This is a genomic window from Chromobacterium phragmitis (assembly GCF_003325475.1).
In the GTDB taxonomy this organism is placed as follows: Bacteria; Pseudomonadota; Gammaproteobacteria; order Burkholderiales; family Chromobacteriaceae; genus Chromobacterium; species Chromobacterium phragmitis.
In genome coordinates this window covers 2,526,664-2,547,170 of the sequence record NZ_CP029495.1, presented here as the reverse complement: position 1 = coordinate 2,547,170, position 20,507 = coordinate 2,526,664, and the positions used below count along the sequence as shown (strand labels likewise).

Below are 20,507 nucleotides of genomic sequence, written 5' to 3'. Positions count from 1 at the left end.
TCGCGCCGGCTTCCGCCTCGTCATTCGGTCAGAACCGCCGGCTTACTGCTGGTGCTCCCACACCTGGGTGCGGAAGAAGGGCCCAATGTAGCCGCGCACGCGCAGCTTCTTGCCGTCTTCGATCAGCTTGGCGCCGGAGGTGTAGATCTTGCCGGACTTCGGATCCAGGATCTGGCCGTCCGACCATTCCTCTCCGTTCTTCTTCAGGCCCCACAGGATCTGCATGCCGTTCACCGGCTTGCCCTTGTTGGCGCCGTCGCACTTGTCGCACACCGCGTCGGGATGCAGGTAGAGCTTGATCACCTTGCCGGTCAACTCGCCGTTGGCGCCCTCGTTGATCTGCACCAGGGCCTTGGCCTGCTTGGTTTCGTCGTCTATGGTCTTCCACAGGCCAGCGGCGCTGCCTGCCAGCGCCAGCTGGCTGAGCAGGCCCAGCGCGGTCGCGAAGCAGGCGGCTTTGGCGATTCGGATCATGATGTTTTTTCCTCGTCTCGTTTGTTATGAAACAACAGTTTGGAGTAGCGGCTCTAGGATGCCAATAGCAGGCAAGCCAGTCAAGCCGGGTGACGGAGTCCGCCGCGGAATTCACCCTCTCCCATGAGCTGAGTGCGCCATCCGCGTCCACATCCAGATACAGCCGACTGGGCCGGCTGATCGCCTCGCCCTGCTCCACCCGCCGCGACAGCGGCGCAAGACCGTTCAGCGCGCACCGGCCGCCCTAGTTGGCGCAGGCGCTGCCGGGGTCTTCTATCACCGAGCCCAACTGCTCGAAAAACAGCCGCGCGGTGGCGACGCCGCCATCCTGATGCCAGACATAGGCGATGCTGCGTCCAGGCCGCAGCGTCGCATGCCGGGTGAACCACGCCGGCATGGCGGATCGGGATCAAGCCGGAGCGGGTGCGCAGCGTGAAATCGTCACCCAGCTCGCCGCGCCGCCCAGCGCGGGATGGCGGCGCATCCGGCGTTGCCGGGAAACAGGAATACGCTTACGGACAGGTTGAACTGCCGCGCGATCCGTTGCATGTCTTCGTCCGGCCAGCCGGCGGCATCGGCGAACGCCGCCAGCGGATTGCCGCCGAAGCGTTGTTCGGCGAAGACGCTGACGATCTGGAATCGGTAAGCGTCCATCAATCCTCCTTATATAGATGGCATGCCCGATCCAGCATCTGATCCTCCACCTTGGCAAGGCGCGCCTTCGCGCGCTCCGCCTCCCGCAGCGGCTGCCCGCCGCGCAGGCTGGCGTCCAGCGACGCGCGCTTGGCGTCCAGCCGGCGGCAATGCTCGCGCTCGGCCAGCCACTTCTTGCGTTGGGCGGCCCGCTCGCGCCGCTCGAACTTGGCATCCGCCTGCCGGCTTTTGTCTTGTTTGTCGGACCACTGCCGCAATTGCTCGCGGTAGCGCTTCGCCGCCTGGCCGCCGTCGTTCTGCTCGATCACGCTGAACGGATGGCTGGACATCTCCAGCGGCTGGCTCCCCGGCGGACACGGCTGCTGGCCATAGACCACGCTGCCGTCGGCGCTCCTGCACTTGAACACTTCGGCTGAACACAGATCCGCACCTAACAGCAGGCCCAGCAGGAAAAGATTTTTCATCTCGCGGCCTCAGAGTCTCAATCTCGGAACCATGCCCAACTCTCCGCCATCCCGCCACTGCTCGCCTGGACATAAATGACACAAAATAAATGTCAATGTACTATTTCATCCTAACTATTTCTCAACGCTTCGCCAAACTAAAACAACTCGCATAATGAATACTGTGATGAAGCAATCCGCTCTCGCATTGGCCATCGCGTTCGCGCTGGCCGCTTGCGGAGGCGACGACAGCCACTCCACATCCGGCGGCAATGCTCAGACGCTCGGCCAGATCAACGGCACCGCGGCTTCCGGCTCCCCATTGGACAATGGCTCAATCACGATCAAAGACGTCCAAGGCCACTCGATTACAGTCCAAACCGACGCGCAAGGCCGCTACAGCGCCGACTTGAGCCAGTTCGCCTCGCCGGCGCTGCTGGAAGCTACCGGACTGATCGGCGGCGTGCCGGTGTCTCTCCACTCGGTCGCCACTCAAACGGGGACCGTCAACATCACGCCGCTGTCCGACGCCATTCTGTCGATGAGCAGCGACACCGAGGCGAACGAATGCTTCCTCAACGCCGCGGTTTGCGCGGCCAAATTCGACAGCGCCAAGCTGAACCAGAGCCAAGCCAGCCTGAAAACCGCGCTGGCTCCCTTGATGCAGGCCGTCGGCCTGGACAGCCGCGCCGATCTGCTGCGGACGGCTTTCGCCGCCGACAAGACCGGGCACGACAAATTGCTGGAAATGGTGGAGGTTTCCGCCGGCAGCCAGGCGGGAACCATGCGCCTGCAAAGCAAGCGCGCCCAGGCCGCCACCATGGTGAGCCGGGATCAAAAGCCGAACCCCTTGCCGGCCGACGACCTGCCGGACCTGAGCCGGCTGGATGAACTGGCGGCGCAATTGAACGCCGCCTATCTCAGCGCGGACGGCCTGGACAAGCGCCTGGCGGCGTTGCTCAGCGACGATTTCCAGTTTGACGGCGACAACGCGGCGCAATATCTGGCGCGGGAAATGGAGGACGCCGGATACGGAGAAACCTATGTCGGCGGACGTTTCTCGCCGCCAAAGGTGGAAACCTGTTACAGCGCCGCGCTCTGTCAGATTTCAATGACGGTCCGCGTGGCGGGCATGGCGCCCAGTTATTTCCGCATGAAGGCCCGCTTGCAGAAGGAAGGCTGGAAGCTGGCGGGAAATGACAGCCCGGTCTCCTTGGAGATGGGATCTGGGGCCCGCCAGATCATCAGCGCCGCCGACAAGAGCAACGTCAAGGTCAGCCTGCTGAACCTGATGCTCAGCCAATATGCCCGGCACGACAACCCGATCTACAGCCAGCCAGACCGTCCCGCCGCGCACATTGTCGCCCGCAGCGCCCTGCTGCTGGCGGACGGCAAAGCCATCCTGACCCTGAAGGAAAATGCCAAGTGCGCGCAACTGGAGCCACAGGAGCTGGCATCGGCGAATCCTGACTATCATTGCCCGGTGAACTACCTGACGCCCGATAGCTTCGCCGCCGTCTACAACGACGCCTTGAGCCGGAACGCTCTGAAATTGCGCTTTTACGCCGATGACCGCTTCGCCCAGCCGGTCGGCAAGGACTTCAGCCCACGCGCGCCGCTGTTCACCGCCGCCGAAATCGCTCAGCAGGCCTTTCCCGCTCTGACAAGCGACACGCTGCAGGCGCTCGCCAAGGCCAACGGCGCCAGCGATCTGAAACTCGCCTGGCAAATGCCGCCGCGGCTCTGGTTCAACAGCCTGTTGCTGGACATGCGTCAAAAAGGCCAGCCGCAACGCATCGAAGACAACGCGGGCGCACTGGCCAACCCGCTGACGCTTAACGCCCGCAAGAGTCCCACGCTGACCTCGCCCGACTTCCTGCGCGTAACGATCTGGAGCCAGGATAAACAAGGCCGGGGCCTCTACACCCGCTATCAGCTGCGCTGAATCCCCTGCCCAACAAAAAGCCCCGGTGTTCCGGGGCTTTTTTTCATCGCGGACGCGGCGCGCTTACAGCACCAGCACCGCTTCGGCCTCCACCAGCACACCCTTGGGCAGGCTGGCCACGCCGACGGCGGCGCGGGCCGGGAACGGCTGGCTGAAGTACTGGCCCATGATTTCGTTGAAGGTGGCGAAGTTGGACAGGTCGGTCAGGTAGGCGTTGAGCTTGACGATCTGGTCCAGGCTGCCGCCGGCGGCCTCGCACACGGCCTTCATGTTCTTGAACACCTGGTGGGTTTCGGCGGCGAAACCACCTTCCACCACGGCCATGGTGGCCGGGTCCAGCGGGATCTGGCCGGACAGATAGACGGTGTTGCCTGCCTTGACGGCTTGCGAGTAGGCGCCGATGGCAGCCGGAGCCTTGTCGGTGTGGATAATTTCCTTAGCCATTATTCATCTCCTTCTTTGAGGAACAGGGTGAGCAAATCGTTGAGAAAGCGCTGGCCTTTCAGCGTCGGGCGCAGCATGGCGCCATCGCCCTCCAGCAGGCCTTGCGCCTGGGCGTCGTCCAGCTGGCGGCGGATCAGCGCCAGCGGCAGCCCGGTGCGTTCCTGGAACAGGCGGCTCTCGAAGCCGCCGGTCAGGCGCAGCAAATTCATCATGAATTCGAACGGCAAGTCGGCGCGGGCGACTTTCTGGCTGCTTTGCAGCGGATTGCCGTCCGCCACCGCCTTCAGATAGGCCGCCGGCTGCTTGTGCCGCATCTGGCGCACGATGCCGGCATGGCTGCTGATCTTGCCGTGGGCGCCGGCGCCGATGCCGACGTAGTCGCCGAACTGCCAGTAATTGAGATTGTGCCGGCTATGGCGGCCGGGCTTGGCGAAGGCCGAGGTTTCGTAGTGATCGAAACCGGCGGCTGCCAGACAGGATTCTATCGCTTCCTGCATGTCGGCCGACACCTCGTCGTCCGGCAGGTTGTTCGGCGTTTGCGCCGCGAACATCGTATTCGGTTCTATCGTCAGATGATAGGCCGACAGATGGGTGATGCCGTAGGACAGCGCGGTGTTCAGGTCGGACAGCGCCTCGCCCAGGGTCTGGCCCGGCAGCGCGTACATCAGGTCCAGATTGACGTTGTCGAAGTGGGTCAGCGCGATCTCGACCGCGCGCTTGGCCTCGTCGCCGTCATGGATGCGGCCCAGCGCCTTCAAGTGCTTGGGATCGAAACTCTGGATGCCGATGGACAGCCGGTTGATGCCGGCCTCGCGGTAGCCGCGGAAACGCTCGATCTCAAAGGTGCCGGGATTGGCCTCCATCGTGATCTCGGCGTCCGGATGCAGCTTCATCCGCGCGCGCACGCCGGCCAGGAAGACGTCCATCGCCTGCGGGCTGAACAGGCTGGGCGTGCCGCCGCCCATGAAGATGCTGGTCAGCGGACGGCCCCATACCTCGGGCAGCGAGTATTCCAGATCCCGCAGCAGCGCGTCGACGTAGGCCATCTCGTCGAAGCCGTTTTTCGGCTCGTGCGAGTTGAAGTCGCAATACGGGCACTTGCGGATGCACCACGGAAAATGCACGTACAGCGCCAGGGGCGGCAGCTCGCGCAGGCCGCCCGTCAGCGCCGACAGGTCGACCACGCTCATGCCAGCGCCTTGAGCTTGGCCATCAGCGCGGCCAGCGCCTGGCCCCGGTGGCTGACGCGGTTCTTCTCTCCGGCGTCGAGCTCGGCCACCGATACGCCGTAGCTCGGCAGGTGGAAATACGGGTCATAGCCGAAGCCGCCCTCGCCGGCCGCCTCATCGCGCACTTCGCCCAGCCAGATGCCGTCGGCCACCAGCGGTTGCGGGTCGTCGGCATGGCGCACCAGCACCAGCACGCAGTAGTACCAGGCGCGGCGGTTGGCCTCGCCCTGCAGCTTTTCCACCAGCAGCGCGTTGTTGCGCGCGTCGGATTTGGGTTCGCCGGCGAAGCGGGCAGAGTATACGCCCGGCGCGCCGCCCAGCGCTTCCACGCAGATGCCGGAGTCGTCGGCCAGCGCCGGCAGACCGGTCAGCCGGCTGGCATGGCGCGCCTTCTCCAGCGCGTTTTCCAGAAAAGTGTGGTGCGGCTCCGGGCATTCCGGCACGTCGAAATCGCGCTGCGGGCGGACGGTGACACCCAGCTCGGCGAACAGGGCGCCGAACTCCTTCAGCTTGCCGGCGTTGTTGCTGGCGAGAACCAGTTGGTCGAACATCTTTTCGCTCTTTCTATCTTGTGGGTGCGGCCGAACCGGGTCGATGGCGTCCGGCCAGGCCGCCAGCTTAGCGGCTGACCTTCACTTCCGTCCACATCCGCGCCAGCGCGCGGCGCTCGGCGGGCGTCAGTTCGCGCAAGACCGTCCATGTCTTGGCTTGCTCGGCCGTAGGATTGATCACCGGGTTGGCTTTCAAGTCGGCGCGGAAATAGGCGCTGGCGGTGGATACCGGGTTGGTCGCGCCGTTGAGGTTGGTCAGTTGGGCGGCGTTTTTGCCGTCCAGCATGAAATTGATGAACTGGTGCGCCAGGTCCGGCCGCTTGGCGCTGGCTGTGATCGCCATGGTGTCGACGCCGATCTCATTGCCCTCGCGCTGCGGCACGTTGCCGATATGGAATGGCCGCTTGGTCAGGCGCGCGTCCTCGCTGGCCTGGAAGAATTCGGTAGAGTAGCCCAGCGCCGCCCAGATATTGCCGACCGCCAGCTGCTTCAGGTAGCTGGCGTTGGAGAAGGCCGCCCAGTACGGTTTGGCTTTTTTGATCACGTCGCGCGCGGCGCGCATGTCGGCGTCGGTCGCCTTATTCGGGTCTTTGCCCAGATAGAACAGCGCGGCGGCGAATACCTCGCGCGAGCTGTCCAGCACCGTCACCTTGCCCTTGATCTTCCGCAGCACATTCGGATCGAAGATCACCGACCAGCTGCCAGGGTCCACGCCCAGTTTTTGCAGTTTCTCCGCGTTGTAGCCCACCGAGGTCAGCGACAACACGGTGGGGATGGTGTAGCGGTTGCCCGGATCGTAGCTTTGCGACAGATAGGCCGGCGCCACATACTTCAAATTGGGAATCTGGCGGTGGTCCAATGGCTGCAACAGCTTTTGCTTGGTCATCGCCTGCACGACGAAACTGGACGGAAACACCATGTCGTAGCCCTTGGCGCCGGCGGCCAGCTTGGCCAGCATTTCCTCGTTGTCGCCGTAATAGTCCTGCACCACCTTGCAATCGCAGCGCTTCTCGAACTGCCTGACGATGTTGTCGGACAAAGAGCCGCTCCAGTTGTAGATGTGCAGCACGTCATTGGGACCGGCCCAGACCAGGCCGGAAGACAGCGACAGGGCGAGCATCAGCTTTTGCAACTTTTTCAATTGGGATCCACCTCCAGACAGTCATGCCGGGCATGACAACCATGACAAAAGGCGGCCGCAGCCGCCTGGCGAAGACAGCCGCTCGTCGGCGGCCATCGGATAATCAGGCGCGGCGGCCCGCCTGCGTCGCTTCGTAGGCCTGGCGCAGCAGGCCGGCGTCGGCGCCGTCCAAGAGCTTGGCGTCGGACAGCATGCGCCGCCAGTTGCGCGCGCCGGGCAGGCCCTGGAACAGGCCCAGGATGTGGCGGGCGATGTGGCGGACATTGCTGCCATCGCCCAGACGCGCGGTCACGTAGGGCATCATCGCGTCCACCACCGCCTCGCGCTCGGGTCCGGCAGCCGCGTCGCCGTAGAACAGCGCGTCCCACTCGGCCATCAGCCATGGATTGTGATAGGCCTCGCGGCCCACCATCACGCCGTCCACATGCTTCAAGTGCTCGGCGATTTCGGCGTTGGTCTTCACACCGCCATTGATCAGGATCTCTAAATCCGGCCGCTCCCGCTTCAGACGATAGACATAGTCGTATTTCAGCGGCGGAATCTCGCGGTTCTCCTTCGGGCTCAGGCCCTTCAGGATGGCGTTGCGGGCATGGACGATGAAGGTATGGCAACCGGCCTCGGCCACAGTATCCACGAATTCGCGCAGGTAATCGTAATGCTCAATCTGGTCGATGCCGATGCGGTGCTTGACGGTGACATCGATCTCCACCGCGTCGCGCATCGCCTTGACGCAGTCCGACACCAATTGCGGCTCTGCCATCAGGCAGGCGCCGAAAGCGCCCTTCTGCACTCTTTCCGATGGGCAGCCAACGTTAAGGTTCACTTCGTCATAGCCCCACTCTTGCGCCAGCTTGGCGCAAGCGGCCAACTCAGACGGCTCGCTGCCGCCCAGTTGCAGCGCGACCGGATGTTCGGCCTCGTCGAAGCGCAGATGGCGGGCGACATCGCCGTTCAACAGCGCGCCGGTGGTCACCATCTCGGTGTACAGCCAGGTATGGCGCGTGATCTGGCGGGCGAAATAACGGTAGTGGCGATCCGTCCAATCCAGCATGGGCGCCACGCTCATGCGGCGAGACGGCTTATTTGCTTGAAATCCTTGGTTGGCGAGGGTTTCAACGCCTTGGGGGGCAGTCTTGTTTACGTTCATTCCGGCTGATTTCCGCCTATTTCCGTCCCGCCGGAGCTACACAAAGCGCGACTTTCCGGGGGCTATAGCACCACTCGCACGCCTTGCGTAGCGCCCGCCTTCTAGCTCACACGGCGGCGCTGACTAAGCATTTGAATAAACGAAGAATTATCCCCCTTACACCGCGACAGGGTCAAGTTTGGCAGACAGACACATGCCAATCACTCAGCGACGGATCGCACCGCTTGCGGGGCATCCGCCCTACCCGAGATCATCCGCGGTAGGGCGAAATATACAGGGAAAGCCGAGAGTACCTTGGCGATGTCGACGCAGCGAAGATATCAGCCTACAGAGTCCAGCCCATTAATCTTCGGTCTTGACGGGGCGCTGTTGCACAAGTCCTCTCTCTGCCGCTTGGTAAGATAGTGGCATGACCAAGCCCGCTCCGAAACGTTACCGAACGACCAACTGGAACGCCTACAACTGAGCCCTGATCCCACGTGGCTCTCTGTCCGTCTGGCTGGACACGAGCATGTCGTGGCAGGCGGCTCCTCGGGGCAAACGCGGACGGACGCAAACCTATAGCGATGCCGCGATTCCATTCTGTCTGGCCATCAAAAACTTGTTTGGACTGACGTTGCGGCAGACCGTCGGCGTCATCCAAAGCCTGCTCAAGCCGGTGGGTCTGGACTGGAGTGTTCCAGATTACAGCATGCTATCCAGTCGGCAGCAGACGCTTCAAGTCAGGATTCCCTACCAGAAAAGCTTGGCCGCGGTGTATCGCCGGCAATGGCGCAGAGTGCATCTGGGCATGGGTGCGGAAACCCTGCAAATCCGCGCCATTGAAATCAAAGGGAAAACTTTGCCTATCCACAGTTTATGCAACAGCGCCACTAGGCAACAAAGTTGATAGAAAACTGGTTCTATACGCTTCCAAGTCCAGTCATGGGGTGTTAAGCCTTGACATTTGTTCTTTAAATTTTATGCCTATCGCTTTTAGATCTTGCTGATGCAGTCTATCCAGCTGATTGCTCGGCAATCCTTGGTTTTTTAAAAATGCTTTCTGATTTTCATAGGCAATATTACTTTTTTTAACTTGCTGAGAGTAGTCCTCTGCCAATTGGTCTTGGCGCCTGCGAAGCGTATCTTTCGCCAGTACATCAACAGCTCGTTCTTTAGTCTTGGCATAGCGGGCCTGGCTGCCAACGAAAGTAGCACGCTGATGGCCATGCCCGCCTACTTCGCGCCGAGTATTGGTCATTGCGCCCGCAACGGTACCGGCAAAGCCATCCGACTTCACCAAGTCGGCGTAATCTTTGTCGCTCACCACGGGGAAGTTGGATGCGTCGATCTTTGCCGGATCGGTAGCATCGCCAGGCGCGCTGCTCATCGCCTTTTGCTCGAATGGACTCAGTCCTTGATTGTTCAAACCGCTGGCGCTGATGGTCGGCCGTTTGAGCTTGCTACGAATGTTTGCCACTCGTTGCTGACGCTGCCATGCGGTGGTGGGGCCGATCATGTAGAACGACGCATGCGAATCGTGGACATGCTGATCCAGAAAGTCATGAACGTCCTTGGGGACCGATAGCTTGCCGGCTTGAAGCCGCAACTTGAGCAGGTCAGCGGCTTCGCCGGTCTCACCATCTTGCGAGCCATTCAGGTCTCCGAGCCAATCTTGTTCGCTTGCCCGCATGTCTTCCAGATCTTGCTTGTCGGCGCGAGGGCTACGTTGCGTCGTCCCCTTGCTGAGCTGCTGCATGCAGTCCTGTTGCATGAATTGCGGGCTGGTCGCCACTCGCCAGTACCAGTATTTTTTCAGATGGTGATAAAGTTTTTCCTCCACCAAGCTTCCGCCACTACCAGCCCATTTCATATATGAACTGAAACGCTTAATCAAAATTGGATCGCACGAGTAATCTTTGAAAACGTCTGGAAATTTAATTTCCAAAGTTTTAAGATCATAAAGAGGAACGCCTAAATTTTTAGCATCTCTATACATATTTAATAATGGAATTTGGCTTAATAATTTTCTGCGATGGCCGGCGGCTTTTCCTTGGTCTCCAGGACCATATCCGCCGCCAACATCTGAGTGTGAACCAGGATAGACAACTTCAATTGCTCCTGATGGCATTCCGCCGTCTTCATGTCGAATGCTAGTAAGGGGAAAACTGTAGCGCACCTCATGTGCAGCCACATAATGTCGACAATTTTTGGTAAAGCTAGTTACTTTCAGCATGTCCGGGGTGGCCCAACCCATTTGGCCATCTATCACTCCGCTAGCCGACCTGCCAGGTTCGCGACCCGCCGTTGGGGTCGAATGTGCTAGACCAACCGAAGCCACTGTATCGAAAATGCCTAGAAATTGCAGTCTGATCGGTACGCAACCAGCAAACAGCCAAGTGTCGCCATCTTGTTTGCAAGACTTTTCCAGCCAACGGCAAAAAACTCTAGCTTCTGCAGCTCCGCGTGAAAAGCCAAATACCGCGACGTTTATTATTTGAATTTTTGGGGTATTCTTATTAAGTCCAATTGCAGCTGCTAGCTTTTGTTGAACTGCCTGGAGGCAGTTGAAGTCAGGACTATTTGGGTTGTTGTTACTGGATACAGAAAGTTCTTTTTTAAAATCACCACCTTTGAATAGTGGAGTTTTTTGCAGTGAAACATGAATCGCGTTGCATAATTGATAATATGCATAGCTTAGTCTAGATTGTCCTCCCTGGGCTAATGAAAGTCCTTTATCATTAGGTTCATCTTCGCCAATTTCTTTGAAAACCGTGCCAACACCTTGCATGTAATATGTAAAGTGGTAGTTTTCATTGTCTGCTCTAGTGCTTTCATAAAGAGTTACAATATTGGAGTGCTCGCATAAGTACCTAGGCTTGCCTTTCTTTACGGATTCCACCAAGTCACGATCACGATTATTATTTGTTCCATCAAAGAAAAATGCAGCCCAAACGTCGCGCTTGCAGCTTGGTTGAATTTTTCCGGTATCGCCGGTTAGCTGTCCTTTAGTTTGAAATTGAGCAGCCTTTTGTGAGATGGAGTGTGATTCTTGAGGAGTGCTTGCATTTTGACTGCTCATTTTTATGGCTCCATTTTTTTACTTTGTCTAGGCCAAATTTTTTCCAGAGGTCTCATTCCATGCGCTAAAAGTTCGCCAAACTCTTTTCGGGAAGGATGCTTTTCATATGAGAATAGTGCTCCATTTGCATATGCTCGAATTTCATCATTGGGCAGAAATGCTAACTGTAGCTCAGCTACGTCTTTTGAATTGTAGGGGGAGATTTCTATGACTTTATGCAGCATTTTAGTGGGCCATTCTTTTCCTTTGTATTTTTCTGCGCATTCGTTATTACTGATCGTGCAGTCATATATTTCCCAGTCAATTGTTATTTTTTCGCCTGGTTTGTAATTAAATGGAATTGATACGCAGCAAACAGCCCCTCCTCCGCCACCCTGAATAACACTTCCACTCCAAGATTTATTTACCCAAATATTTTTAATGGTGTGGTCTGTGAAGTTATACCCTGCTATGGGTATATTCAGAGGAGATCTTTCAAAGCACCCTGTAAGTAGAATGCCAAATATAGCTAAGGCAATTAATCTAATCATTTTTATATCTTTAAATTTGTTTGTTGGGTTGGATTTGAATATCTGAAGTAATTAAATTTAAATTCTGACAGACTAATTAATTTTGCAACGTTAAATATGATATGTGAATATTGCAATGCTTTAATTTTCATTAATATCAATTAGAATCTGCATTAAAGGTTTACCGCCCCGTGTTTGCTGCCAGTGCGTTTGCCATTCCTGATGAGTTTTGAGCTGTCATTTTTCAACTCCTGTTTTGTTTCTTGCTTTTGGCCATTTTCCTTCAAGTGGGACAGTGTCTTCTAGTAGATTTCCAAACTCTTTATGAGATGGGTGCTCTGAATGACTAAATGAGCGATTGTCTGCATATGCTCGAACTTCATCTCCGGGTAAAAATGCTAGTTGTAGTTCAGCAACACTGTTCATGTTGTAAGGAGGTATTTCAACTTCTCGGTGAATCCTTTTAATTGGCCAATCTTTCCCTTTGTATTTTTCAATGCACTCATTATTGCTGACTGAACAATCATATCTATCCCAATCAAGGGTTAATTTGGTTCCTGGCTTGTAATTGTAAGGGAGAGATACGCAACATGTGCTGGCGCCACCTTGAGCATGTGAAACACTCCCTACCCATTTCTTGTCTATCCAGATAGATATTACAGAATGGTCAGTGAAGTTGTATCCGGCAACAGGTATATTCACTGGTGCTTTTTCAAGGCAGCCTGTTAGTAAAGTGACCAATATCATCAAGATGATTGATCTAATCATTTTATGGCTCTTTGGTCATTTGTTAGATTGGATTTTAATATCCAAAGCAATTAAATTTAAATTCTGGCGGTCTAGTTAATTTTGCAACGTTAAGCATGACTGGTGAATTTTAATTTTCATTAATATCAATTAGAATCCGCGTTAAAGGTTTACCAGCCCGTGTTTGCTGCCAGTGTGTTTGCCATTCGGGATGTTCATGGAAGTCATCGCCTTGCTCGAAGGCAATGGAAGTAAACAGCGCTTGGCTAGGTGTGTCCTCGATGCCGTATTCACGCAGCGCGGCGGACAAGCCGTCCAGGCGTTGATGCAGCGCAGCTGGAGACAGTTCAGGCAGCTCCACTTCGAAATGCTGCAGTACCGGGACCAGCATGTCTGGGTGGGCTCGCTGCATCAGTTGTTCATACTGCTCATCATTGAATAGCAGTGGAGGCCATGGGGTAGCGGTTGGCTGAGCCGGTTGAAATGCATACGCTTCCCAATTTCCGTCGCGGCCTACCCAGCCCCAGCGCGCAATGTGGCTCGATACAAGGGCTTGTTGTTCTTCGTTGAGCAAGGGAAGAGCATTGGCCAGGGTATGGGTATCGGCAAAGCGCAGCACAAGACTGGTGCCGTCTTCAGTGCCCAGCTGGCTGAGCCAATGCCAGAAATCGCTGCTGGGCAGCCCATCCCGGCACTCAATCACGCTTAGCTGAGGCCGGCCGGAGGTCAGCGCCAACCATTCCGGCCACCAGGATTGAGACGGGAGATTGCCGGACCATAGCAGGATGCCCTGGTCAGCCAGTTCTGCCATGGGGCCGCCTTCAAATGCAGATTGCCATGGCGTTGCATGGCGTTGCAGCCAGCGTCTATCTGGTGCTTCCAACTGGCTGCCATCCAGCAGCCAGCAGTATTCCGCTTCCGGCTGCTTGGCCATCCAGGCCTCTATCTGTGCGGACAGGTCTGTGGCATGTGGGTTCTGCAGATACATGGATCAAGCGCTCCCTGGCGTCGTGGTGGCAACAGGACTGCGCGCTTTCAAGGCGTTGATCATGCATTCGATGCAAATGCCTTTGGGGAATTGCGGCAGCGGCGGTTTCAGACTATCTGGGCCACTGAGATCATGGCTGGCGCCTTTAACGCTGACAGTGCCGGGCGCATGCACTTCGATATTGCCGTCCGCAATGCGAAAGTAAGCCCCGCCAGCCGTTACCAGAATTTCCTTTTTGGCATTGACGACGATCCTCTCCTTGCAGGATGTGATGGTCACATCCTTGTCTGCCGTGATCTCCATTGCATCGCTTTGCGCCTGAACTTGTACCTTGCCTTTGGCTGCAATCAGTTTCATGGCCACTTGGTCTTGTACGCCGGCTACGAACAGACTGATGCTCTTGCCTACGTTGTGAAGCCAGCGGCGGCCGGTGGTGTGGTTGGCATCGCGCTGGGCGACTAGGTTGAGGTTCTGCTCGGCGCTGAGGGTTTGGCTTTGCTCAGTGACGCTGGCGATGCCGGCCGGACCAGACAGGATAAGCAGCGGCTGTTGACCCTCCTGCTCCTTGGCGGTCTTGCCATCTTTATCGGTATTGCTGCCAGCCTCCCAGGCTGCCAGGGCATCCAGCTGGTGCTGCATGTGCCCTTTGTCCTTCTTGCCGTCCTTGGCGTTGTCGTCGCCAATCTCATCCGGCCCGGTTTCCATGGTGTCAGCGAGCTGGCCTGTAGCAGTTTCCGCGAGGGCTTGGCTGAGCGCGACAGCGGATTGCAGCTGGCTTTGCGCATGCTCGCGCGCCAGCTGCTTGCCGCCGGCGCCGTTCTGCGCTTCAGTGGACAGCAAAAGGCCATGCGCGGCGCGGATGGCGCCGTGCTGGTCGGTGCGCAGCTCGAAACCCTCGCCGCGCGGCTGGGCTTTGCCGTTGCTGCGCGGGTGGGTGAGGAAGCCCTGGTTCAGCTGGGTCTTGCCGGATTCGCTGGACAGTTTGGCGCGCACTTCGCCGGGGGTGTCGTCGAACAGCAGCTCGTTATAGCCGCCGCCCTGGTGTTCTTTGCTCTTGATGCCGGACAGGGTCTTGTTGGCGGGCAGCGCGCCGGCGCCGCTGAAGTCGGGCGTGGGGTGGCTGCCGTTGTACAGCACACCGGTGATCACCGGCCGGTCGATGTCGCCTTCGATGAAGTCGACCAGCACTTCCTGGCCGATGCGCGGGATGAACTGATGGCCGAAACCGGCCCCGGCGCTGGGCATGGCCACGCGCAGCCAGCAGCTGGATTTGTCGTCGAGGTTGGCGCCGAAGGTTTTATGTTCCTCTGGCCGTTGCCAGTGGAACTGCACCTTGATGCGGCCTTGGGCGTCGGTGTAGATCTCGTCGGCGACTTGGTCTGTCGGCTCGGCCGGGCCGACCACGGTGGCGGTTTGCACGCCGCGCGATTGGGGCTTGGCCAGTGGCGTGTCGGCATAGGCCGGCGTCAACGGAATGCCGCGGCGCTGGGTCTGGATGGACGTGGTGAACGGCGCGGCGTCGCTGGGAGCGCCGAGGTGCTGGGCCAGATCCTGGGGCAGGTTGTTGCGCGCCTGGAAGCGTTGGCCGGTGACAACGAATTCGCGGTGTTGCGGGCTGTCGCTTTCATGCGCCGGATGGTCGTCCAGGCGGAACCATTCGCCCGGCTGCAGGCCGCGCACGGCGCCGCTGGCGGTGAAGGATTTGGCTTGCAGGTCGTGCGCCTGCTGGCGCAACTGGGCGTAGCGGCCCAGCTGTTCTTCGTCGCCGGCGTAGTAGAGGCCAGGCGCGTCGTAGTGGGTCAGGCTGCTCTGCAACGATTGGCCGGCCTGGCCTTGTTCGATGCGGCTGCCGTCTTCGCTGTGCTGGGTGGAGACGGGTTTGTAGTCGTAACTGGCCAGCGCCACGCTGCTGGGCACGATCTGGCGCGTGGCCTGCCATTCGGTCAGGCCGTCTTCGTCTTCGGTGGCGTCGGCGCGGTGAAAGCGCACGCGGCTCAACGGAGCGGCCGGCAGACTATGCGGGTCGTCAAACACCGTCAATTGCACCTGCGGACTATTCCCTCGCGACGCTTCGCTACCACGCTCGGTCACGTCATCCAGATGCACGAATCGCCAGGCGTAGCCTTCCTCATGCAACAGCCGGACGATGAACTCGTAATCGCTCTCGCGGTATTGCAAGGTGTAGCTGCGCGGCGGGGCCGGCTGCACCTGGATGGCCAGCGTCTGCACGCGGGCGAAGGCAGGGTTGGCTTGCTGATGTTCGGAGAGGATCTGCTGGATGATGTCCGGCACTGTCAGGTCCTGGAACACGCGAGAAGTGCGGCGGTGGCGCAGCAGCGCGAACGGCGGCTCGATCGTCAGTTCGTACTTGGCGAAGCCGCCATCGGCGCCGGCCAGCCGGGCCTGGCTCACCACACCACAACGGATGGACTCGCCGCCCGCCGCATCCTCGATGCCGATGCGCGCCGGCTGGCCCAGCAGCGACTTCAGTTCGATATGGGTGTCCGGCGACAAACAGGTCAGGGTGTAACGGTAAGGTTGGGACAGACCTTCTTCGGCCTGCAGGCTCAGCGGCAGCAACTGCTCGGCGGCGATCTGCCCGGTCCCCAGCCGCAAAGTCAATACCCGTCGATCTTGGCCAAAAGCGGAGGCGAAACTGGCCAGCAGTGCGTTTAAATCCATCCGATTCCCAAATAAAAATACCCTCATGGCGAGGGTATGTCATTGAACTGAAAGAGGATAAGAATTTTATGCTGCCCTGCAAGCGTCAACAAGCTGGGCCTGCCACAAATCGGACAAACCTACACTAAAGTACAGGTGAAAATTCATTTCATGCCGCTTCCTTGAAGCGATAACACGCCGCACCAGACAAGCTGCCAGGATAGTCTTTAAGCCACGCGCCCAAGCGGCCCAGAAGCAGGCCCCCCGTTGAAGCATGCCAGTGCTACCATCCAAGCCATGCCTAACCCATGAGCAGATCCGACTATGTACGACGAAAATGACTTGATCGAATCCCCGTTGCAACAGAAATACACCTCCGAGGGCAAGACCGTAGAAGTGTGTATCTACCGCCTGCCTGACACGGGATGGACGCTCGAAATTGTGGATGAGTACAACAACTCCACAATCTTCGACGGCGAGTTTGAGTCCGACCAAGAAGCATTCGATCTTTTCCTGAAAGAAGTGGAAGAGGAAGGGATCGAATCGATGATAGGCCCCAAACCGGGATCATCATTGCACTAACGCAGCATCGGTACCCGATGGCAAACGACTGCACTGGGCGATAACGCGTTTCATTGCGCAACAAGCATGATAATCCGGAATGACAAAGCCGCCTTGGCATCCCAAGCGGCTTTTTCATTGGGTGCATTCGATAGTGCCACAGCGCAAAAAAACAACGCCAAGCAATTGAAAACCATTGGAATTTACGATCAGTAGCGCCCATTCAGAATCGGCGCGATGGATAGGCGGCAAGGCGGAGGAAAGATTCATGCGGTAAACCGGTAAACCCATGGCGCGAAGCGGACGCGAAATCCGCCAGATCGATAGGTAAGCATTTGATCAAGCTTGAAAATATCCCATCCCCTGCCCCGCAGGGCCAAGGTTCAATGCGCCGCGCTTATTCGACCAGCCGCATATGGGCGCGCACCCAATCACGATCGGCCGCCTCGAAATGCCACCATTCGGTGAGTATGCCGCGAAAGCCGGCCGCCTCCATGCAGCCTCGCAACAGCAGGCGATTGGCCAATTGCGCGTCGCTCAGCCGCCCTTGCGCCAGCATGTCCGCCTCCCGCTGCGGCTGGGCCAGCTCGGTGAAATCGTCGAAGCCGGTGCCCATGTCCAGTTGCCGGCCTGCGCCATCCTCCACCGTGATGTCCACCGCCATGCCGAAGCTGTGGATGGAGCCGCGCGCGGGGTCGGCCACGTAAATTCGCTGCGGCGTATCCTTGACGATGTCCCACAGCACCCTCTGCACCCGGCCTGGGCGCAAGGCGTCGAATACCCGCAGACGATGGCAGGGCCGCCGGTTTGCCAGCTCGCGCGCGGCGGCGGCCAGCCGCTCGGCGGCTTTGCGGTGCAGCAGCGCCGGCGCCTGCTCGCCGTACAGGTTGCGGCCGACGAAATTGTCGGCGCCGGCGTAGCGCAGGTCCAGCGCCACGCCGCCGATGCCCGCGATAGATAGATATTCCGGATGGTCCGACAGTTCTTCCAGCTGTATTGTCGCTCTCATCGTCCGTCTCCCGCTGATCTGGAACAAGCCTGCCTCGCCCGCCGCGGCGGCGCAAGCGCCGAGTGTGCGATACTCTGTCCGCATATTTCGACATCGCGCGCCATCGCATCGTTCGCGCGCCGCCTCACTGGAAAAGGCCATGACTCCATTCCGCCTGCCGTTCGCTCTGTTGCTGTCCGCCTCGCTCGCCGCGGCCCTGCCCGCCTTCGCCGCCAAGCCGCTGGTCTTCTGCGCGGAGGCCTCGCCTGAAGGCTTCGACCCCGCGCTGTGGGACAGCGCCACCACTTACAACATCACCAAGCCTGTATTCCAGGGGCTGACGGAATTCAAGCGCGGCGGCGTGGCGCTGCGCCCGGGACTTGCCGAGAGCTGGACAGTGTCGGCGGATGGACTGGAGTACACCTTCAAGCTGCGCCGCGGCGTTCATTTCCACCAGACCGGCTACTTCTCGCCCAGCCGCGACTTCAACGCCGACGACGCGGTATTCACCGTCAACCGCTGGATACGCCCGGAGCTGCCGTTCAACCAGGCGTTCAAGACGCCGTTGACTGGGCCGGATGGCTACGGTCTGGCCAAGCTGATCGACACCGTGCAAAAGGTCGACGCCCACACCGTGAAAATCCGGCTGAAGGAACGCAACGCCACCTTCCTCACCTTCTTCGCGATGGGCTTCGCCGGCATGCAGTCGGCCGAATACGCCGAGCAATTGCTGAAAGCCGGCAAGCCGCAGCAGATCAACTTGCTGCCCATCGGCACCGGCCCTTACCGCTTCAAGAGCTACGCCAAGGATTCCATCATCCGCTACGAGGCCAATCCCCGCTACTGGGGCAAGCCGCAGAAAACGCAGAGCCTGGTGTTCGCCATCGTCGCCGATCCGCAAGTGCGCATCCAGAAGCTGAAGGCCGGCGAATGCCAGGTGGCCGCGGCGGTGCGCGAATCCGATCTCGACGCGCTGTCCGGCGACAAGAACATCAAGATCGCCTCCACCGGCGCCAGCAACATCTCCTACCTCGCCTACAACCTGAAGCGGCCGCAGTTCGCCAAGCGCGAGGTGCGGGTGGCGCTGGACATCGCCATCAACCGCGACGCGCTGTTCAAGGCGCTGTTCCCCAAGGGCGGCGCGACGCAGGCGGTGAACCCCTTTCCGCCGTCCACCTGGAGCTGGAATCCGAAAACCCGCAACGAATACAACCCGGCCAAAGCCAAGGCGCTGCTGGCCCAGGCCGGCTATCCGGACGGCTTCGCCGTCAATCTGTGGGCGTTGCCGGTGCAGCGGCCCACCAATCCCAACGGCAAGCTGATGGCGCAAATGATCCAGCAAGACTGGGCCAGGATCGGGGTCAAGGCCAATATCCAATCCTACGAATGGGGCGAGTACCTGAAACGCGCCGGCGCCGGCGAGCACGACGTCTACATGTCCGGCCTGACCAGCAACTCCGGCGACCCGGACGACTTCCTGTGGAACAGCCTGTCCTGCGCCGTCAGCAAGGGCGGCCAGCGCTTCTGCAATCCCGAATTCGAACGGCTGCTGCAGATGGGCCGCCAGACCACCGACCAGAAACAGCGAACCCAGTACTACCTGAAGGCGCAGGAAATCTTCAAACGCGAGCGGCCGTGGATCACCATCGCCCACTCCCGCATCTACATCCCGTTGCGCGCCGATGTGCAGGGTTTCATCATGAACCCCAACGGCTCTTTCGACTTCGAGAACGTATGGCTCAAATAAACCCGGATTGGCCGCAGTCCTTCGCCAGCCACCGCTACCAAGCGCTGAAGGAGGGGCCGGCGCTGATCGTCACCGGCGCGGTGCATGGCAACGAGGTATGCGGCGCCATCGCCATCCGCCGGCTGATGGCGGAGCTGGAGCAAGGCGCGCGCAAGCTCGCCGCCGGCCGGCTGACCCTGGTGCCGGTCGCCAATCCGCTGGCCTACCGGCTGGGGCAACGCGGCGGAGAACGCAATCTGAACCGCAATCTCGCGCCGACAACGTCGCCACAGGACTACGAAGACCATGTCGCCAACTGGCTGTGTCCGCTGCTGGCCGAGCATGAAGTCCTGCTCGATCTGCACTCGTTTCAGTCGCCCGGCCAGCCTTTCGTCTTTCTCGGCCCGACCGACAACGATGGCGAACTGGAGCCGTTCGCCCACGCCGCCCGCGAGGAAGCGCTGGCGCGGCGGCTGGGCGTCGCCGACGCGGTGGACGGCTGGCTGTCCACCTACGCGCTGGGCGTGGCGCGGCGGCGGCAGGCGCCGACCGGCGACGCGCGCCAACAGGCGCTGAACGGCGACGCCCGCTACGGCGTGGGCACCACCGAGTACATGCGCAGCCAGGGCGGCTGGGCGCTGACGCTGGAATGCGGCCGCCACGGCGACGCCGCCGCGCCGGAGGTGGCCTATCGCGCCATTCTCAATACCCTGGCCCACCTGGGCATGGTGGATGCGCCCGATCCGCAACCTCAGCCGCTCGCCCTGCTCAGCCTGTACGAGGTGGTGGACAAGCTGGACGACAACGACAGCTTCGCCCGTGAGTGGACAAGCTTCGCCTCCGTCCGCCGCGGCGAAACGATAGGCCGCCGCGCCGATGGCAGTCCGGTATCCGCGCCGGACGACGCCCGCATCGTGTTTCCCAATCCCCGCGCCCAGGCCGGCCAGGAATGGTTCTATCTGGCCAAGCCCTCCCATCGCCGGTAGTCCGCTCCGGCGGGACAGTCAAAAGCGCCTCGCCGGACAGGACGCGGCGCTTTTCGCCTATGTCTTTCCCCCTGCACAAGACGGCGCTTTCCTTGCCACCTCTCTCCGACATTCAAAATACCGGCCGAATCCATTCGTATAAAAACAATGACGCGGTAAATTAGCCGCGCCAGTTCATGGCTAATGCGTTACAAAACCTCCAGAAATCTGGAGTTATCTTCATTCCGGCCGCAAGGCAAAATCCGGGGTAAA

The 20,507-nt window shown here is 59.3% G+C and carries 19 protein-coding genes and 1 pseudogene; 5 read left to right on the top strand and 15 right to left on the bottom strand.

All coding sequences use genetic code 11. The features are described from left to right. Positions 1-42: 42 nt before the first annotated feature. The 4 genes from DK842_RS12180 to DK842_RS12170 form a co-directional block, all read right to left on the bottom strand. Positions 43-474, bottom strand: coding sequence for a DUF2147 domain-containing protein (locus DK842_RS12180; RefSeq protein WP_114061691.1), 432 nt, complete (start codon positions 472-474; stop codon positions 43-45). Between the two features lie 244 nt (positions 475-718). Beyond that, the gene (locus DK842_RS23445) at positions 719-871 is read right to left on the bottom strand and encodes a hypothetical protein (protein WP_168194879.1); all 153 of its coding nucleotides are present in this window, start codon (positions 869-871) and stop codon (positions 719-721) included. A 44-nt stretch (positions 872-915) separates the two neighbouring features. Further along, complete coding sequence (locus tag DK842_RS12175; protein ID WP_114061690.1) at positions 916-1,128, bottom strand: PhzF family phenazine biosynthesis protein; 213 nt, start codon at positions 1,126-1,128, stop codon at positions 916-918. Further along, complete coding sequence (locus DK842_RS12170; protein WP_114061689.1) at positions 1,128-1,592, bottom strand: DUF4124 domain-containing protein; 465 nt, start codon at positions 1,590-1,592, stop codon at positions 1,128-1,130. The genes DK842_RS12175 and DK842_RS12170 overlap by 1 nt, the downstream gene beginning before the upstream one ends. A gap of 166 nt (positions 1,593-1,758) precedes the next feature. Here DK842_RS12170 and DK842_RS12165 point away from each other — a divergent pair, with 166 nt between their 5' ends. After that, complete coding sequence (locus DK842_RS12165) at positions 1,759-3,516, top strand: carboxypeptidase-like regulatory domain-containing protein (protein WP_114061688.1); 1,758 nt, start codon at positions 1,759-1,761, stop codon at positions 3,514-3,516. A gap of 63 nt (positions 3,517-3,579) precedes the next feature. On the opposite strand, the gene DK842_RS12160 is transcribed toward DK842_RS12165, so the two are convergent. The 5 genes from DK842_RS12160 to dusA form a co-directional block, all read right to left on the bottom strand. Next, the gene (locus DK842_RS12160; protein WP_046155452.1) at positions 3,580-3,960 is read right to left on the bottom strand and encodes a RidA family protein; all 381 of its coding nucleotides are present in this window, start codon (positions 3,958-3,960) and stop codon (positions 3,580-3,582) included. After that, on the bottom strand, positions 3,960-5,150 hold the full coding sequence (gene hemW, locus DK842_RS12155) for a radical SAM family heme chaperone HemW (RefSeq protein ID WP_114061687.1): 1,191 nt from the start codon (positions 5,148-5,150) through the stop codon (positions 3,960-3,962). Before hemW ends, DK842_RS12160 begins: the two co-directional genes overlap by 1 nt. Beyond that, on the bottom strand, positions 5,147-5,740 hold the full coding sequence (gene rdgB / locus DK842_RS12150; protein ID WP_114061686.1) for an RdgB/HAM1 family non-canonical purine NTP pyrophosphatase: 594 nt from the start codon (positions 5,738-5,740) through the stop codon (positions 5,147-5,149). The genes hemW and rdgB overlap by 4 nt, the downstream gene beginning before the upstream one ends. 67 nt (positions 5,741-5,807) lie before the next feature. Continuing rightward, positions 5,808-6,881 carry an ABC transporter substrate-binding protein gene (locus tag DK842_RS12145; RefSeq protein ID WP_114061685.1) on the bottom strand — a complete coding sequence of 358 codons (1,074 nt, stop codon included), beginning with the start codon at positions 6,879-6,881 and terminating at the stop codon, positions 5,808-5,810. Positions 6,882-6,984: 103 nt separating this feature from the next. Next, the gene (gene dusA / locus DK842_RS12140; protein WP_408608672.1) at positions 6,985-7,947 is read right to left on the bottom strand and encodes a tRNA dihydrouridine(20/20a) synthase DusA; all 963 of its coding nucleotides are present in this window, start codon (positions 7,945-7,947) and stop codon (positions 6,985-6,987) included. 550 nt (positions 7,948-8,497) lie between these two features. Here dusA and DK842_RS12135 point away from each other — a divergent pair. Continuing rightward, positions 8,498-8,767, top strand: a pseudogene (locus tag DK842_RS12135) (transposase); the annotation flags it as partial. Between the two features lie 183 nt (positions 8,768-8,950). On the opposite strand, the gene DK842_RS12130 reads toward DK842_RS12135, so the two are convergent. The 5 genes from DK842_RS12130 to DK842_RS12110 form a co-directional block, all read right to left on the bottom strand. Next, positions 8,951-11,089 (bottom strand): phospholipase effector Tle1 domain-containing protein, encoded by a 2,139-nt coding sequence (locus tag DK842_RS12130; protein ID WP_114061683.1) that lies wholly within the window; start codon positions 11,087-11,089, stop codon positions 8,951-8,953. Positions 11,090-11,091: 2 nt separating this feature from the next. Next, complete coding sequence (locus tag DK842_RS12125) at positions 11,092-11,619, bottom strand: DUF3304 domain-containing protein (protein WP_114061682.1); 528 nt, start codon at positions 11,617-11,619, stop codon at positions 11,092-11,094. Between the two features lie 216 nt (positions 11,620-11,835). Beyond that, positions 11,836-12,366 carry a DUF3304 domain-containing protein gene (locus DK842_RS12120; protein ID WP_114061681.1) on the bottom strand — a complete coding sequence of 177 codons (531 nt, stop codon included), beginning with the start codon at positions 12,364-12,366 and terminating at the stop codon, positions 11,836-11,838. Positions 12,367-12,475: 109 nt separating this feature from the next. Next, the gene (locus DK842_RS12115) at positions 12,476-13,333 is read right to left on the bottom strand and encodes a DUF4123 domain-containing protein (protein ID WP_114061680.1); all 858 of its coding nucleotides are present in this window, start codon (positions 13,331-13,333) and stop codon (positions 12,476-12,478) included. A gap of 3 nt (positions 13,334-13,336) precedes the next feature. After that, positions 13,337-16,015, bottom strand: coding sequence for a type VI secretion system Vgr family protein (locus DK842_RS12110; protein ID WP_114061679.1), 2,679 nt, complete (start codon positions 16,013-16,015; stop codon positions 13,337-13,339). Positions 16,016-16,318: 303 nt separating this feature from the next. Between DK842_RS12110 and DK842_RS12105 the strand changes: the two genes are divergently transcribed. Next, the gene (locus DK842_RS12105) at positions 16,319-16,576 is read left to right on the top strand and encodes a hypothetical protein (protein ID WP_114061678.1); all 258 of its coding nucleotides are present in this window, start codon (positions 16,319-16,321) and stop codon (positions 16,574-16,576) included. 376 nt (positions 16,577-16,952) lie between these two features. On the opposite strand, the gene DK842_RS12100 is transcribed toward DK842_RS12105, so the two are convergent. Then, positions 16,953-17,564 (bottom strand): M15 family metallopeptidase, encoded by a 612-nt coding sequence (locus DK842_RS12100; RefSeq protein WP_114061677.1) that lies wholly within the window; start codon positions 17,562-17,564, stop codon positions 16,953-16,955. Positions 17,565-17,703: 139 nt separating this feature from the next. On the opposite strand from DK842_RS12100, the gene DK842_RS12095 reads away from it, so the two are divergent. Continuing rightward, complete coding sequence (locus DK842_RS12095) at positions 17,704-19,290, top strand: ABC transporter substrate-binding protein (protein WP_114061676.1); 1,587 nt, start codon at positions 17,704-17,706, stop codon at positions 19,288-19,290. After that, the gene (locus tag DK842_RS12090) at positions 19,278-20,255 is read left to right on the top strand and encodes a M14 family metallopeptidase (protein ID WP_114061675.1); all 978 of its coding nucleotides are present in this window, start codon (positions 19,278-19,280) and stop codon (positions 20,253-20,255) included. The genes DK842_RS12095 and DK842_RS12090 overlap by 13 nt, the downstream gene beginning before the upstream one ends. The last annotated feature ends 252 nt before the right edge of the window (positions 20,256-20,507 follow it).